The sequence below is a fragment of the Marinobacter sp. EhC06 genome (assembly GCF_001650915.1).
Classification (GTDB): Bacteria; Pseudomonadota; Gammaproteobacteria; order Pseudomonadales; family Oleiphilaceae; genus Marinobacter.
In genome coordinates, this window is sequence record NZ_LXYO01000023.1 from 530,097 (window position 1) to 545,681 (window position 15,585).

At 55.4% G+C, this 15,585-nt stretch carries 13 protein-coding genes; 7 read left to right on the forward strand and 6 right to left on the reverse strand.

Going from position 1 to position 15,585, the window contains the following annotated elements; all coding sequences use genetic code 11:
• Window positions 1–11: 11 nt before the first annotated feature.
• Both gabT and A8B84_RS12375 read left to right on the forward strand, forming a co-directional pair.
• On the forward strand, window positions 12–1,289 hold the full coding sequence (gabT, locus tag A8B84_RS12370) for a 4-aminobutyrate--2-oxoglutarate transaminase (RefSeq protein WP_064229466.1): 1,278 nt from the start codon (window positions 12–14) through the stop codon (window positions 1,287–1,289).
• A gap of 212 nt (window positions 1,290–1,501) precedes the next feature.
• Entirely contained in the window at window positions 1,502–2,266 is a 765-nt protein-coding gene (locus tag A8B84_RS12375) for a VC0807 family protein (protein WP_064229467.1), read from the forward strand.
• Between the two features lie 95 nt (window positions 2,267–2,361).
• On the opposite strand, the gene gyrB is transcribed toward A8B84_RS12375, so the two are convergent.
• The 5 genes from gyrB to dnaA all read right to left on the reverse strand — a co-directional run bounded on the left by gyrB (window position 2,362) and on the right by dnaA (window position 9,986).
• Window positions 2,362–4,776 carry a DNA topoisomerase (ATP-hydrolyzing) subunit B gene (gyrB, locus tag A8B84_RS12380; protein WP_064229468.1) on the reverse strand — a complete coding sequence of 805 codons (2,415 nt, stop codon included), beginning with the start codon at window positions 4,774–4,776 and terminating at the stop codon, window positions 2,362–2,364.
• A 54-nt stretch (window positions 4,777–4,830) separates the two neighbouring features.
• Window positions 4,831–5,958 carry a DNA replication/repair protein RecF gene (recF, locus tag A8B84_RS12385; protein WP_064229469.1) on the reverse strand — a complete coding sequence of 376 codons (1,128 nt, stop codon included), beginning with the start codon at window positions 5,956–5,958 and terminating at the stop codon, window positions 4,831–4,833.
• A gap of 127 nt (window positions 5,959–6,085) precedes the next feature.
• On the reverse strand, window positions 6,086–7,357 hold the full coding sequence (locus A8B84_RS12390) for an ABC1 kinase family protein (RefSeq protein WP_064229470.1): 1,272 nt from the start codon (window positions 7,355–7,357) through the stop codon (window positions 6,086–6,088).
• Between the two features lie 15 nt (window positions 7,358–7,372).
• Window positions 7,373–8,476, reverse strand: coding sequence for a DNA polymerase III subunit beta (gene dnaN, locus A8B84_RS12395; RefSeq protein WP_064229471.1), 1,104 nt, complete (start codon window positions 8,474–8,476; stop codon window positions 7,373–7,375).
• Between the two features lie 55 nt (window positions 8,477–8,531).
• Window positions 8,532–9,986, reverse strand: a complete 1,455-nt coding sequence (gene dnaA / locus A8B84_RS12400) for a chromosomal replication initiator protein DnaA (protein WP_064232339.1) — start codon at window positions 9,984–9,986, stop codon at window positions 8,532–8,534.
• A 645-nt stretch (window positions 9,987–10,631) separates the two neighbouring features.
• Between dnaA and rpmH the strand changes: the two genes are divergently transcribed.
• The 5 genes from rpmH (at window position 10,632) to mnmE (ending at window position 14,642) form a co-directional block, all read left to right on the forward strand.
• Window positions 10,632–10,766 carry a 50S ribosomal protein L34 gene (gene rpmH / locus A8B84_RS21330; protein WP_008172542.1) on the forward strand — a complete coding sequence of 45 codons (135 nt, stop codon included), beginning with the start codon at window positions 10,632–10,634 and terminating at the stop codon, window positions 10,764–10,766.
• A gap of 14 nt (window positions 10,767–10,780) precedes the next feature.
• Window positions 10,781–11,188, forward strand: coding sequence for a ribonuclease P protein component (rnpA, locus tag A8B84_RS12405; RefSeq protein ID WP_064229472.1), 408 nt, complete (start codon window positions 10,781–10,783; stop codon window positions 11,186–11,188).
• A complete protein-coding gene (gene yidD, locus A8B84_RS12410) occupies window positions 11,188–11,481 on the forward strand; it encodes a membrane protein insertion efficiency factor YidD (protein WP_064229473.1) in 294 nt (97 codons plus the stop codon). Before rnpA ends, yidD begins: the two co-directional genes overlap by 1 nt.
• A gap of 4 nt (window positions 11,482–11,485) precedes the next feature.
• A complete protein-coding gene (gene yidC / locus A8B84_RS12415; RefSeq protein WP_064229474.1) occupies window positions 11,486–13,201 on the forward strand; it encodes a membrane protein insertase YidC in 1,716 nt (571 codons plus the stop codon).
• A gap of 70 nt (window positions 13,202–13,271) precedes the next feature.
• Window positions 13,272–14,642: a tRNA uridine-5-carboxymethylaminomethyl(34) synthesis GTPase MnmE gene (gene mnmE, locus A8B84_RS12420; RefSeq protein WP_064229475.1), complete on the forward strand. Its 1,371-nt coding sequence runs from the start codon at window positions 13,272–13,274 to the stop codon at window positions 14,640–14,642.
• 2 nt (window positions 14,643–14,644) lie between these two features.
• Here mnmE and thpD read toward each other — a convergent pair whose 3' ends face one another.
• The gene (gene thpD, locus A8B84_RS12425) at window positions 14,645–15,580 is read right to left on the reverse strand and encodes an ectoine hydroxylase (RefSeq protein ID WP_064229476.1); all 936 of its coding nucleotides are present in this window, start codon (window positions 15,578–15,580) and stop codon (window positions 14,645–14,647) included.
• Window positions 15,581–15,585 lie beyond the last annotated feature (5 nt).

The window sequence follows — 15,585 nt, forward strand, 5'->3', positions numbered from 1 at the left end:
AGAATGGCAAAGTGAGCAATAAAGAATTGCAGGCACTCAAAGAACGCTACGTTGCAGCGGGCGCGGCAAGTCCCAACGAACAGTTTGCCGACCACGCAACGAATGCGGAATTGTGGGATGCAGACGGCAAACGCATGATCGATTTTGCCGGCGGCATTGGCGTACTCAACATTGGCCACCGTCACCCGAAGGTGGTTGAAGCGGTCAAGGCACAGCTGGACAAGCTGATGCACACCTGCCAGACGGTTATGCCCTATGAGGGCTACGTTAAACTGGCAGAGAAGCTCAGCGGCGTGGTACCGGTACGTGGCCATGCCAAAGTGATGTTGGCCAACTCCGGTGCCGAAGCCCTGGAAAACGCCATGAAGATTGCCCGTGCAGCGACCGGCAAGACCAACGTGATCTGCTTTGACGGCGGTTATCATGGCCGTACTTTCTACACCATGGCGATGAACGGCAAGGCTGCCCCGTACCAGACAGACTTTGGCCCCATGCCCGGTACCGTTTACCGCGCACCTTATCCCGTTCCTTATCACGGCGTCAGTGAAGACGAAGCGCTGCGTGGCCTGAAGATGGCCATGAAAGCCGATTCCCCGGCGCGCAATACAGCTGCGATCGTCATCGAGCCGGTATTGGGTGAGGGCGGTTTCTACGCGGCACCGACCAGTTTCCTGAAGGAGATCCGCAAGATCTGTGATGAGAACGACATCCTGATGATCGCGGATGAAGTACAGAGCGGCTTTGGCCGGACCGGCAAGATGTTTGCCATCGAGCACAGTGGTGTTGAACCGGATCTGATGACCATGGCCAAGAGTATGGCTGATGGCATGCCGATTTCCGCCATCGTCGGTACCGACAAGTACATGGACGCCTCCGGCCCGAACTCTCTGGGCGGTACCTACACGGGCAGCCCGACCGCGTGTGCAGCAGCCTTGGCCGTATTCGACGTGTTCAAGGAAGAGGACATCCTCGGCAAGTCCCAGGCGCTGGGTGAGAAACTCAAGCAGCGCTTCAGCCAGTGGCAGGAACAGTTTGCCCATGTCGACAACGTACGCAATCTCGGTCCCATGGCTGCCTTTGAGCTGGTAGAAAGCAAGGAAAGCCATACACCCAAGCCGGAATTGGCGGCTGCGGTGACCAAGAAGGCGAAAGAGAAGGGTCTGATTCTTCTGAGCTGCGGTATGTATGGCAATACCTTGCGTTTCCTGATGCCGGTCACCATCGAAGACGATGTGCTGGAAGAAGGGCTGGCAATTGTAGAAGAGAGCCTCAAGGAAGTTGGTGCCTGATCGGCGCTGAATTTCACGGGGAGTCGAGAAGCCGGGCATAAGCCCGGCTTTTTTATAACAAAAGAAAAGCGTCGTTCAGTTTCAACGAGCAGCCGCCCTGTTGGCGCACTCGGGCAGCGGTTACGTCCGGGCTCGGATTCGTCGTATACTGCCAGGAGTTCTCCAGCAGTGGCCCCCTCGGCCTGCTCCAGTTTCACCAACCAGGCTAGATCATGACGTCTCCGAGCTCCGCCAACGTACCGGACCACAAGCCAAGGCCCTGGGTCGATTTGCTGGTCAGCATTATTATTCCCTCCGTTATCCTGATGAAATTCAGTGGCGAGGAACACCTGGGCAACGTCAACGCGCTGGTTATCGGCCTGGCATTTCCATTAGGCTGGGGGCTGTTCGAGCTGATCAAGTATCGCAAGAAAAACTTCATCGCGGTACTTGGCCTGGTCAGTGTCGGCCTGACCGGCGGCATTGGCCTGCTGGAGCTGGATGCGGGATGGTTGGCCATCAAGGAAGCCGCGATTCCGGCGATTATTGGTCTGGCGGTACTGGCTTCTACAAGGACGAAATATCCGCTGGTACGAACCCTCCTGTATAACCCTTCGGTTCTTGATGTGGATAAAATCCACAAGACGCTGGAGGAGCATAACCGGGTTCAAGAGTTCGAGGCACGCCTGCTCAAGGCCAGTTACTTCTTTGCCGGTACCTTCCTGTTCTCATCGATCATGAACTACGTCATTGCAAAGTGGATCGTGGTCAGCCCGTCCGGTACGGAGGCGTTTAATGAAGAGCTTGGCCGGATGACCCTGGTGAGCTATCCGATGATCGCCATTCCTTCGATGATCATGATGATGCTGATTTTCTATTATCTGTGGCGCACCATTCGCCGGTTGACCGGTTACACCCTGGAAGAGGTGATGGCGCCTCATCTTGCGGAGAAAGAGAAAGAAAGGAACAAGTCCTCGGAATCGACCACCGGGAAATAGCAGGCCTGGACGTTTTCCGATAAGGCCGGACATAAAAAAGCGGCGGAGGTTTGAAAGCCTCCGCCGCTTTTTTTATTGCACCTGGGACTGGTTGATCAGATATCCAGGTTGGTCACTTCCAGCGCATTGGTCTGGATAAAGTTGCGACGAGGCTCTACATCGTCACCCATCAGCGTCGTAAAGATCTGGTCGGCCGCAATGGCGTCTTCGATCGTTACTTTCATCATCCGACGGGTCTCCGGATCCATGGTGGTTTCCCACAGCTGCTCCGGGTTCATCTCGCCCAGTCCCTTATAACGCTGAATGTTCAGGCCGCGCTGGGCCTCTTTCATCAGCCAGTCCAAAGCGCCCTCGAAAGACAGGACCGCCTGTTTGCGCTCACCCCGTTGGATATAGGCGCCTTCTTCAATGAGGCCATCCAGAGTCTCACCCATACGGGCGATCGCCGCGTAGGAGGACGATTCGAAGAACTCGTGACTGAAGACGTGATCGTAGGGGATCCCGTGAACATAGATGGTCACTTTCGGGAGGTACAGACCCCGTTCGGTATCCTTGGTCACCGAGAAGGTGTACTTGGTACCGGTACGGGTATCCAGGTCCAGGCCATCACCCAGGCGAGCGACCCAGCGAGCCACTTCCGCTTCCTCCTTCAGGTGCTCAGGCTTGAGCGTGACGTTCTGAAGCATCTGTTCCAGAACCTTGGCCGGGTATGCCCGGGACAGGCGGCCAATCATGTTCATAACCGCCTGGTAGTCCTTCACCATAGTCTCCAGCGCGGAATCCTTGATGGCCGGAGCCTCCGGATTCACATAGAGCTGGGCGCCTTCCAGGGCAGTCTGGGTAAGGTAGGCTTCCTTGGCTTTCTCGTCTTTCAGGTACTGCTCCTGCTTGCCACGCTTGACCTTGTAAAGCGGTGGCATGGCGATAAAGACGTGGCCACGCTCGATGATTTCACGCATCTGACGGAACAGGAAAGTCAGCAGCAGGGTGCGGATGTGGGAACCGTCCACGTCCGCATCCGTCATGATAATGATCGAGTGGTAACGCAGTTTGTCGGGATTGAACTCTTCCCGGCCGATACCACAACCCAGCGCGGTGATCAGGGTGCCCACTTCCGCAGAGGAGAGCATCTTGTCAAAGCGGGCTTTTTCCACGTTCAGGATCTTACCCTTCAACGGCAAGATGGCCTGGGTCTTGCGGTCACGGCCCTGCTTGGCGCTGCCACCGGCCGAGTCACCCTCCACAATGTACAGTTCGGAAAGGGCGGGGTCTTTCTCCTGGCAGTCCGCCAGTTTTCCGGGCAGGCCAGCAATGTCCAGAGCGCCTTTGCGGCGAGTCATGTCCCGCGCCTTGCGAGCGGCCTCACGGGCCCGGGCCGCTTCAATCATCTTGTTGACGATAAGCTTGGCTTCGTTGGGCTGCTCCTGCAGGTATTCCGCAAAACTCTGGTACAGCTCCTGCTCGACCGCGGTTTTCACCTCGGAGGACACCAGCTTGTCCTTGGTCTGGGAGGAGAACTTCGGGTCCGGAACTTTCACGCTAATGATGGCAGTGAGGCCTTCACGGGCATCGTCGCCGGAAGTGGCAACCTTGGCCTTCTTGCCCAGACCTTCCTGCTCAATGTAGTTGTTGAGGGAGCGGGTCAGGGCGGCCCTGAAGCCAGCCAGGTGAGTACCTCCATCCCGCTGGGGGATGTTGTTGGTAAAGCAGTAAAGGTTTTCCTGGAAGGCATCATTCCATTGCATGGACACTTCTACGGCAATACCGTCTTCGCGCTCACGGTTGAAGTGGAATACCCGGTTGATCGGGGTCTTGTTAGCGTTCAGGTGCTCAACAAAGGCCCGCAGACCACCTTCATATTCAAAAACTTCTTCTTTGCCGGACCGCTCGTCGGTCAAGCGGATGCGGACGCCACTGTTCAGGAAGGCCAGTTCACGAAGGCGCTTCGCAAGAATGTCATAGTGGAATTCAATATGGGTGAAGGTTTCCGGCGACGGGATGAAATGCACCTTGGTACCGGAGGCATCGGTTTCGCCAACAGCCGCCAGAGGCGCATTGGGAACCCCGTGAGTGTAGGTCTGCTCGTAGACCTTGTTATCACGGCGGATAGTCAGGGTGAGGGTAGAGGACAGCGCGTTCACTACGGAAACGCCCACACCGTGAAGACCACCGGAGACCTTGTAGGAGTTATCGTCGAATTTACCTCCGGCGTGCAGCACGGTCATGATAACTTCTGCTGCCGACACCCCTTCCTCTTCGTGCAGATCCACCGGGATACCACGACCGTTATCTTTAACAGTCACCGATTCGTCGGGATGGATAATCACACCAATCTCTGAGCAGTAGCCCGCAAGCGCTTCGTCGATGGAGTTATCCACCAATTCAAAGACCATGTGGTGCAAGCCTGTGCCATCATCGGTATCCCCGATGTACATACCCGGCCGCTTTCGCACCGCATCCAGTCCTTTCAAGACTTTGATACTGGAGGAATTGTAGTTAGATTCACTCATTCGGAAACTCCTGAAGCGTGATAGGCCGGGGCTTTCTAGCTGTTCGCACCGGTCTTATTCTTCCGTCAATTTGCCATGTTCCACGTGGAACAATCTGTAATCCGGTGCGTTACCCCCGGGCCAGAGCTGTCCCACGAGGGGCCGCTCTATCGATGTGATAAACACCTGACAACGTAATGCCTGTAACCTGCTGGCCAACATGGCCCGATGGCCTTCATCCAGCTCGGCGTTAATGTCGTCAAGCAAAAAGGTCACCTGTTTGCCCAGGTCACTCAACACCATGCCTTGGGCAATTTTCATCAAAATAACCAGGGTTTTCTGCTGGCCCCGGGAGAAGGTTTCGGCAACAGGCCTGCCCTGAAACTTCAACCGGATGTCCGCGCGGTTCGGACCATAAAGCGTGTGTCCAACCTTTCGTTCCTGTTCGCGATGATCTGCAAGCAATTCCGCCAGCGGGCGGCTTACATCCCAGCCCGGGTAGTACTCAAGCTTGAGACCTTCGGTCCAGGGTACTTCCACTTCCCGAACCAGTTTTTCGAAAGCGGCCTTGAATCGGCCAAAGGTGTCAGCTCGAGCCTCGGTAATCCGTTCACTCAGGGTAGTGTACTGATGGTCCCAGACCCGCATTAAAGCTTCGTCTAGTCTACCATTTCTCAGCGTTTGATTCCGCTGTGATGTGACTCGCTGGCATTGTTGCCATAACGATCCGAAAGAAGGTTCCACGTGGAACACTAACCAATCGAGAAACTGCCGCCGCTTTCCTGGTCCCCCAGTAATCACATCAAACACACCGGGATCGATTACCGATACCGGAAGATGTTTCGCGAGGCCAGACAGGCTGCGAACCGCTTCCCCATCCACCCGCAAAACTGTTTCCTTCTGTCCGACATCCCGGGATATCCCCAACCGATGCACAAGTTCAGAGTCATTCCCACGATCGTTTTCCTCCAGACCGTGATCGAGACCGCCGAACACCGTGAGTCGTTGTTGGCCGTGGCTCACCACCGCCTGATGACGATTCACCCGAAAAGAACGACCCAAACCCAGATAGCCAATGGCTTCCAGGACGCTGGTTTTGCCGCTGCCGTTTTCACCGTACAACAGATTGAAAGAAGGCGAGAAGCTGACAGGCGCAGAAGACAGATTGCGGAAATTTTCAGTCTGAAATTTTACAAGCGCCATAGAAAAGCAAACTCGAAGGCGAGGGGGAAGGAAGCCAAAAAACACCCGGAAAACGAAAAAGGCAGCGTTACCTCCCTTCAGCAACGCTGCCCTAGTGTACAAAAGCCACTCGCTCAAGGCGACAGCCTCAATGGAGCATATTCAACCGTTCGTCCATAAACACATCCATTTCCGGAGCGAGGATGTGAACGTAGCGATCGAAATACAGGAACTGTTTCAGCAACAGGGCAAATTCCCTCGGAAAATGCAGGCCGTGGCTTTCACCGATCTTAACCATATCCATCAGAATGTGATTAACATCGTCCTCCGCCTGGTCCGCCTCATAAGGCACTTCATCCGGCACCATCTTGTCCATCTGCTGATACAGCCTTCTCAGATCACCGGCGAGATCTTCAGCACGAACCATCTGGCGGGTTATCCCGATACGGATCATGGCATCGGCCATGCCTTCGAAATTGCCAACCATCACAGCCGAAATAAAATCGCTGACCGCCTGCCAGGTATCCGGTTTGATTCGGCCAACAATGCCAAAATCGATAAAACCAACCCGGCCATCCTTCAAGACCATCAGGTTACCGGCATGCACATCCGCGTGGAAGAACTCGCACTGAGTAAGGCTGGCAAACCAGGTGTTCATGGCAGTGATCAGGGTCCGCTCCGGATCCCGGGCGTAACCGCGAATGCTCTCCAGATCCGTCAGTGACACACCGTGGAAGCGCTCCATGGTCAGAATACGGCGAGTACTGCAATGCTCAAACACCCTGGGCACCGCCGCGTCTTCATTATGGGTGTCATGCAGGAAATCCCGGAAAACCTTCAGGTTGTTGGCTTCCTTGATAAAGTCGCACTCTTCCATCATGGTCCGCTGGATTTCCTCCACAATACCGGACATGGAAGTCCAGGACAGTTTCGGTGCCAGGGTTTCAATAATTCGGGCGGACAGATACAGGAAGTTCAGGTCCGTCAGCAGAATGTTCTCAGCCCCCGGTTTCTGAACCTTGATAACCACTTCTTCACCGGATACCAACCGGGCGGCGTGAACCTGCGCAATCGACGCCGAGGCCAAAGCCACCGGATCGATTTCCGCATAAACCTCATCCAGCGGCCGACCCAATTCGTCCCGGATGATCTTCTTGATCACACCAAAGGGCAGGTTCGGGGTCTTGTCCAGGCAGTACTGGAATTCTTCCACATACTCCTTGGGGAAAAACGTGGGAGAACTGGCAATAAACTGCCCCAGCTTGATGTAGGTCGCACCGAGTGACTCAAACGTCTGCCTCAGCAGCCTGGGCGTGGGAGGGCGATCCCCCCGAAGCCAGTTGATCCCGGTGCGGCCGAGTACCGACACAGTCTGGCCAATCCTGAAGGCGCCTTTGATTCCATTCGTTACGGTACTCATCAACGTCATCTCCTTCTACAGCCTCATGGGCATGACAACATAGAGGCAGCGGTTATCATTCTGCGCCTCTATCAACGCACTGCTGTTCGGATTGGACAGGGTAATTTTTACCTGGTCCTCATCCAGCGCATTCATTACATCCACTAGGTAGCCTACATTAAAACCGATCTGCAGGGATTCGCCCTGGTAGTCCACCGGCAGCGCATCTTCGGCCTGTTCCTGGTCCGGGTTATTGGCGAAGACCTGGAGCTCATTCGAGGCCAGGTTCAGCCGTACCCCGCGGATATTCTCGTGAGACAGGATCCCTGCCCGTTGCAGCGTATTCTTCAGTGTCGCGCGATCCGCCAGCACCACCTTGTCGCCGCCCCGTGGAATAACACGGTTGTAGTCCGGGAACTTGCCTTCGATGAGCTTCGACGTGAAGGTATACGAACCCACCGTCGCCCGAAGGTGGTTATCACCAATGACCAGCGTCACCGGCGTTTCCACGTCATCCAGCAGTCGGGAAAGTTCCAGAACCCCTTTACGGGGAACGATCACCTGCCGCAACTCCGGGCAATTGGTCACCAGTTCCAGATGTGCCATGGCCAGTCGGTGACCATCGGTCGCCACCGTCCGTACATGATCCTTGTCCACTTCCAGTAACAGGCCGTTCAGGTAATAGCGAACGTCCTGCTGGGCCATGGCGAACGCGGTTGCATCCAGCATCCGGCCCAGCTCTTTTTGCGGCAGCTCCAGACGGAAGCTCTCGTCTTCGTCTTCGACATTGGGAAAGTGTTCTGCCGGCAATGTGGACAAGGTGAAGTGACTGGCTCCGCAGCGCAGATGCAAACGATCGCCCTCAAGGGACAGCTCCATCGGCGCTTCGTCACCCAGGGCCCGGGCGATATCAGACAGTTTACGAGCCGGAACGGTAATCCGGCCGGGCTGATCCACATGCACCGGTGTTATCCGCGCTACCAGTTCCACTTCCATATTGGTACCGGTCAGGGTCAGGGTATTGTCCTCGGCCACCAGCAATACGTTGGACAGCACCGGCATGGTTTGTTTCTTTTCCACCACGCCGGCAATGCTTTGCAGCGGGGTAAGCAGGGATTCACGGCTGATCGTCAGTTTCATGGCACTCAGCTTTCTTTATGTTGGAAGGGTGAATGTTGTTTGCCAACGCCCGGCATCAGGTGGTCAGCAGTCTCATAAAATTCTGATAATCCTCGCGGATGCCCGGATCAGTCTCCTGCAACTCCACGATTTTCTTGCACGCATGCAAAACAGTGGTGTGGTCACGACCGCCAAAGGCATCGCCAATCTCCGGCAAACTGTGATTGGTCAGCTCCTTCGACAGCGCCATGGCAACCTGCCGTGGCCGGGTGACCGTTCGGGTTCGGCGTTTGGATAGCAGGTCGGCAACCTTGATCTTGTAATACTCGGCCACAGTGCGCTGAATATTATCGATGCTCACCTGTTTCTCATGCAGCGCCAACAGGTCTTTCAAGCTCTCCCGGATGAACGGAGGGGTGATCTCCGAACCGGTGAAGTGAGCATTCGCTATCACCAGACGAAGCGCCCCTTCTAGCTCACGAACATTGGACCGAATCTTCTGGGCAATAAAAAAAGCCGCCTCGCTGCTGAGCTTGACGTTGGCCTGATCGGCCTTCTTCATAAGAATCGCCACCCGGGTTTCCAGTTCCGGCGGCTCAACCATCACAGTCAGCCCCCAGCCAAACCGGGATTTGAGCCGCTCTTCCATATCGACAATTTCTTTCGGGAATCGATCACAGGTCACGATGACCTGCTGGCCGCCTTCCAGCAGCGCATTGAAGGTATGAAAGAACTCTTCCTGCGAACGCTCCTTGCGGGCAAAGAACTGGATGTCGTCAATCAACAACGCATCCACAGATCGGTAATAGCGCTTGAACTCGTTGATGGCGTTCAGCTGCAATGCCTTGACCATATCTGCCACAAACCGTTCCGAGCGGAGATAGGCCACTTTCGCCTTGGGGTTGCGACGGACAATTTCGTTGCCGATGGCGTGCATCAGGTGGGTCTTACCCAGACCAACACCGCCGTACAGGAACAGCGGATTGTAGGCACCCCCCGGATTCTCCGCCACCTGCATCGACGCCGCCCGTGCCAGCTGGTTGGATTTACCTTCAACAAAGGTTTCGAAGGTGAACCCCTCGTTCGGAAAACTCTGGTGCTTGATATCACCTTCAACCTGAACCGGCCGTCGCTCGCTGCCACTTTTCGGGCGGACAGAGGGCGAACCGGCCACCGTGGCAGCCACACCCTTCTCTTCTTCGGTGACCCGGCTACCGCTTTCTTCATGAACCTGGCCATTTACACGGACAGGTGCTTCCGAGCGTTTGACCGGTTCATCTTCACGAGGTGCGGACCCCACTTTCATATTAACCCGGGGAGCCTGCCCGCCGTTCAGATCCTTGAGTACCTCTTCAATGCGCCGCAGATACTTTTCATTCACCCAATCCATCACAAAACGGTTGGGAGCGAACAGCATCAGCTGCCCCTCCCGATGGTCGGATTGCAGGGGCCTGAGCCAGGTATTGAACTGTTGTGCGGGAAACTCGTCCCGGAGTACTTCAAGACATTGATGCCACATACTGTTTGGCACGACAGCCTGCTCCCGATAACCCTGAAATGTCTCTGAACGGACAAGGGACATCCTGTCCAGTGAGATGACCCCGGATTCTAACCCGACCGGCCTCCCAGTGAAAGAGCCGCAGCCGGTTCATGAACAGCCTGTGGAAATTTATTTCTTTATATTTCAGTTTGTTACGAACTTACCTACAACCTTGTGTACAGAAAATAAGTTCTTTGAAAGTTACTCACAGCCCTGTGTGTACAGCCGGGGTTTAACCCTGTTAGGAACCCCGGGACGCAACCGGGGATAACTTGGATTCATCACACAATTCCGACTTACCCACATTTCGCCCTGCCACCGTCCACAGCGCTCACGGTGCCTTATCAATACCCTTATAAACCGTGCAAAGTTTTGTTTTTTAGATTTTTTTATCGCTTATCCACAGAAATCCTCGATACTAATAACAGTAATAATTAATCCTTAAAAGAATTCTAAAAAGACTTACTGAATTTATTACCTGGCCAGGTGGTTCAAGAAATTTCAGCATGCGCACAACCCCCTAGCAATAAGCATTGAATTCCCACCGGTATTTGCATAGAATGCCGCTCCTGTTTTGGCTGTTCATTTTCCAGCCAGTTACTGAATTTCCAACTTACGAATTGTGAGATCATCACCATGAAAAGAACGTTTCAACCAAGCGTCCTGAAGCGTAAGCGCGTTCACGGTTTCCGTGCCCGTATGGCCACTGCCAACGGTCGCAAGGTTATTTCCCGTCGTCGTGCCAAGGGCCGCGCACGTCTGTCCGCGTAAGCTCTGATTGCCTCATGAAGGCTTTGAGTTTCCCGAAATCACATCGTCTTCTGCGACCTGCTGATTACGGCAAAGTCTTCAACGACGTGCAGCTGAAAGTTCCACACCGGAATTTTCTGATCCTGGCAACACCGAATAACCTCGGTCATGCCAGGATCGGTTTAATCTTCTCGAAGAAGAACCTGAAGCTAGCCGTCCAGAGAAACCGGGTAAAGCGCCAAGTCCGAGAAAGCTTCCGGCACCAGACGGATCTGCCCGGTCTCGACCTTGTGGTTCTGGGACGTCAGGGGCTGGTTTCCCTGGATAACCAGTCGGTACGGGCATCCATGGACGACCTCTGGCGACGTCTCAGAAAAAAGTACGCTCAATCTCAGCCATCCCGGGCAGCAACACCAGACACTGCCGGTCGAGGAACGGGTTAATGCGCAAGCTCCTGCTTCTGCCCATCCGCTTCTATCAGTACGCAATCAGCCCCATGATGGCCAGTCACTGCCGCCATCACCCCACCTGTTCACAATACGCCGTTGAAGCCATAACCCACCATGGCGCGCTTAAAGGATTATTTCTCGCAATCCGGCGTCTGTTAAGGTGTCATCCCTGGGCGGAAGGCGGTTATGATCCTGTGCCGGGAACAACAGAATCCCGGGTTCAGGAAACCGTAACAACCTGCGTACACGCTGATCATTCCCATACAACAACCCAGACCAGACAGTAACTCTATGGATATTCAACGCATCGTATTATTTGCCGGCCTGGCTATTGTCAGTTATCTGATGGTGCTTGCCTGGAATGAGGATTACCATCAGCAGCCGGAGACGGCTCAAGTTGCTGAATCTCAGCCTTCGCAGTCCGCCGGCAGCATGGGCAATTCAGACGATATGGTGCTTCCTGAGGATAATGCAGCCCAGGTGGACGGTGATGGCGAGTTCACGACGCCGGAAACCGGTCAGGCTGTCGTCAGTTCAACAGAAAACAACACCACGGTAAGCGATCAGTTCATCACTGTTCGCACCGACGTCTACGACCTGCAGATTGATCGGGTCAGCGGTAACCTGGTAAAAGCACAGCTGCTTGACTACGACGACACCCTGAACAGCAAGGAGCCGCTGACCCTCCTGAATAACACCCAGAACCGTCTTTATGTTCTCGAAAGCGGTCTGATTGGTCGTGATGGTCCTGATAGCCGCAAGAACGGTTCCGCTCCCGTCTACAATGCAAACGCTTCGAGCTATGAGCTGGCCGAAGGTGACAACCAGCTCCAGGTAGACCTGAGTTACACTACCGATAACGGTGTAAAGATCACCAAGCGTTACCAGTTCGAACGCAACAGTTATGAGATCGGCGTCAAGTACCTGGTTGAAAACCAGTCCAGCGACAACTGGCAGGCCAATTTCACCGGTAAAATCGTCCGTGACCAGTCTCCGGACCCGACCTCCCAGACCAGCATGGGTATCCAGGCATTCCTTGGTCTGGTAATCAGCTCCCCGGAAGATCCCTACGAGAAGTTTGATTTTAGCGACCTGCAGGAAACCCAGATCAACCAGTCTGTCACCAACGGCTGGCTGGCTTTCCTCCAGCATTACTTCCTGTCTGCCTGGGTTCCCGAGCGCGACATCCCGGCCCAGTACCAGACCACCCAACGTGGCCAGAATTACGTCATGGGCTTTGTCTATCCTGCCACTACCGTGGCTCCGGGCGAGACTGCCGAGATCGGTGCAAGGGCCTATGTCGGGCCCAAGATCATCGAACGCCTCGAAGAAATGGCTCCGAACATGGACCGTACCGTTGATTTCGGCTGGCTGTTCTTTATTTCCCTGCCGCTGTTCATCATTCTGGATTGGTTCCACAGCCTTGTCGGCAACTGGGGTGTTTCCATTATCCTGCTGACAGTGCTGGTTAAAGCCGTGTTCTTCCATCTGTCTGCCACCAGTTACAAATCCATGGCCAAGATGCGGGCAGTCGCCCCTCAGTTGACCCGGCTGAAAGAACTGTACGGTGACGATCGACAGCGCATGTCCCAGGAAATGATGGCGCTGTACAAGCGGGAGAAAATTAATCCACTCGGTGGCTGTCTGCCCATCCTGGTGCAGATGCCGGTATTCATCTCCCTGTACTGGGTACTGTTTGAGAGTGTGCAGCTACGCCATGCGCCGTTCATGCTGTGGATTCAGGATCTATCGGTGATGGACCCGTATTTCATCCTGCCGATCCTGATGGGTGCCAGCATGTTCCTGCAGATGAGTCTGAACCCGACTCCGCCGGACCCCATGCAGGCCAAGATCATGAAGATGATGCCGTTGATCTTCACCGTATTCTTCCTGTGGTTCCCGGCAGGTCTGGTTCTGTACTGGCTGGTGAACAACATTCTGTCCATTGCCCAGCAGTGGTACATTACCCGCAAGATCGAAGCAGAAATGGCCGGTAAGAAGCACTGACCGGTGCCCGAACCGACCCGGCAAAGGCTCCTGTGTGGAGCCTTTGTTGTTTTCAGCCTGTGGAAAAAGCATGAGCCAGAGTTCTGACACCATCGCAGCCATAGCCACCGCACCCGGACAGGCCGGGGTCGGGATCGTTCGCGTGTCTGGCCCCAGGGCCCGGGCCATTGCCCAACAGATGCTGGGGTTCGAGCCCAAACCCCGTTATGCCCATTACGGCCCGTTCCACGACAATCGGGGCGAGTTGATTGATGAGGGCATCGGGCTGTTTTTCCCCAACCCCCACTCCTTCACCGGTGAGGATGTATTCGAGCTTCAGGGCCATGGCGGTACCGTGATTCTCGATCTTCTGCTTCGGGAGGTGTGCAGCCAGGGGGCAAGACTGGCCCGCCCCGGTGAGTTCTCCGAACGGGCCTTTCTGAACGACAAACTGGATCTTGCCCAGGCCGAAGCCATTGCCGATCTTATCGAGAGCAGCTCGGAACAGGCGGCCCGCTGTGCCGTTCGTTCCATGCAGGGAGTGTTCTCCCGGCAGATCGAAGATCTGGTGGAGGCGGTGACTCACCTGCGGATCTATGTTGAGGCGGCGATCGATTTTCCCGAGGAGGAGATTGATTTCCTGGCCGATGGCAAGGTGGCCAGTGATCTTCAGAACCTGCTGGACCGGCTCGAGAAAATTCTGGCGGAAGCCCAGCAGGGGACCATTCTTCGAGACGGTATGAAAGTGGTCATTGGCGGCAGGCCCAATGCCGGCAAATCCAGCCTGCTGAACGCCCTGGCCGGTCGCGAGGCGGCCATTGTTACGGCTATTGAAGGCACAACCCGGGATGTCCTGAGGGAACATATCCACATCGATGGTATGCCGCTGCACATCATCGACACGGCCGGTCTCCGGGACAGTCCGGATGAAGTGGAACAGATCGGTATTGCCCGGGCCTGGGATGAAATCCGTCAGGCCGATCGCATCCTTCTGATGGTGGATGCCACCACCACCGATAAAACCAGTCCCCATGAAATCTGGCCGGATTTCATTGATCAGTTACCGGCCAACGCCCCGGTGACGGTTATTCGCAACAAGGTGGATCTGTCCGGTGAAACGGTAGGGATCAGCGCCGAAGACCATCAGAGTGCGCCGGTTATCCGTTTGGCGGCAAAGTCTGCCGAAGGTCTGGAAATACTCCGGGACCACCTGAAACAGTGCATGGGCTTTGCCAGCACTACCGAAGGCGGTTTCCTGGCCCGACGCCGGCACCTGGATGCCCTAGAGCGGGCCCAGGCCCTGTTGGTTCAGGGCCAGAGCCAGCTGGAAGGGTTCGGTGCCGGTGAGTTACTCGCTGAAGATCTGAGGGCGGCCCAGGATAGCCTGGGTGAGATCACCGGGCACCTTACCCCGGATGAGCTTCTGGGCAAGATTTTCAGCAGCTTTTGTATCGGTAAATAGCGCTAACCGGTTTTCCGGCCTTCGTCTTCTGGAACTGGCACCAGGGTCTCGGTGTTACTGCGATTGCCCAGGAAATCCGGCCGTGGCTTGTTGCCACAGAATGGGGCCTGAAGCTGGTTTTCCACACTGTTGTAGACGAAGAACAGATTGCTCCGCGGCCAGGGTGACATATTGGCGTTCGAGGCATGCAGGGTATTGCACTCGAAGATGATCAGCGAGCCGGCGGGACCGGTGGGTGCCTTGATCCCGTATTCGTCCGCCATGGCGGCAAGGTCCCGATCGTTGGGAACGCCCAGCTCCTGTTTTTTCAGGGATGACTGGTAGTTGTCTTCCGGCGTGCGGCCAACGCAGGGCACAAAGGTCTTGTGGGAGCCGGGAATCAGCATCAACGGGCCGTTAAACGGCGTGTTGTCGGTGAGGGCGATGGAAAAGCTGACGGCTCGCATCCGGGGCATCCCGTCTTCGGCGTGCCAGGTTTCGAAATCGGAGTGCCAGTCAAAGCCCTTGCCGTGGAAGCCGGGTTTGAAGTTGATCCGGGACTGGTGGATATAGGCTTCACTGCCCAGAAGCTGGCGGACCATCGCCAGAATCTTCGGATCCCGGGTCAACCGGTCGAAGCGATCAGAAAGTTCGTGAATGCCGAAAATCGAGCGGATTTCCTGCTTGCCCGGCTCGGTAATGGTTCCTTCGGACCGCAGGATACTCTCATCATTTTCGTAACCCCGCAGATCCTCCCGGAACTGGCGAACGGTGGCCTGGTCGAGAAAATTGTTGAAGACGATAAAGCCGTCGCGCTCATATTGCGTCAGTTCGGTTTCACTCAGTGGTCCGTTGGTTCGATCCGAACCTTTGCTGTGCACCACGGGGTCCTGGCGCTCAAAGCTTTCAGTGGGACGTTCCAGGCGGGTGGGATAAAAGTCGTCAGCACGAGTTTCCATATTCG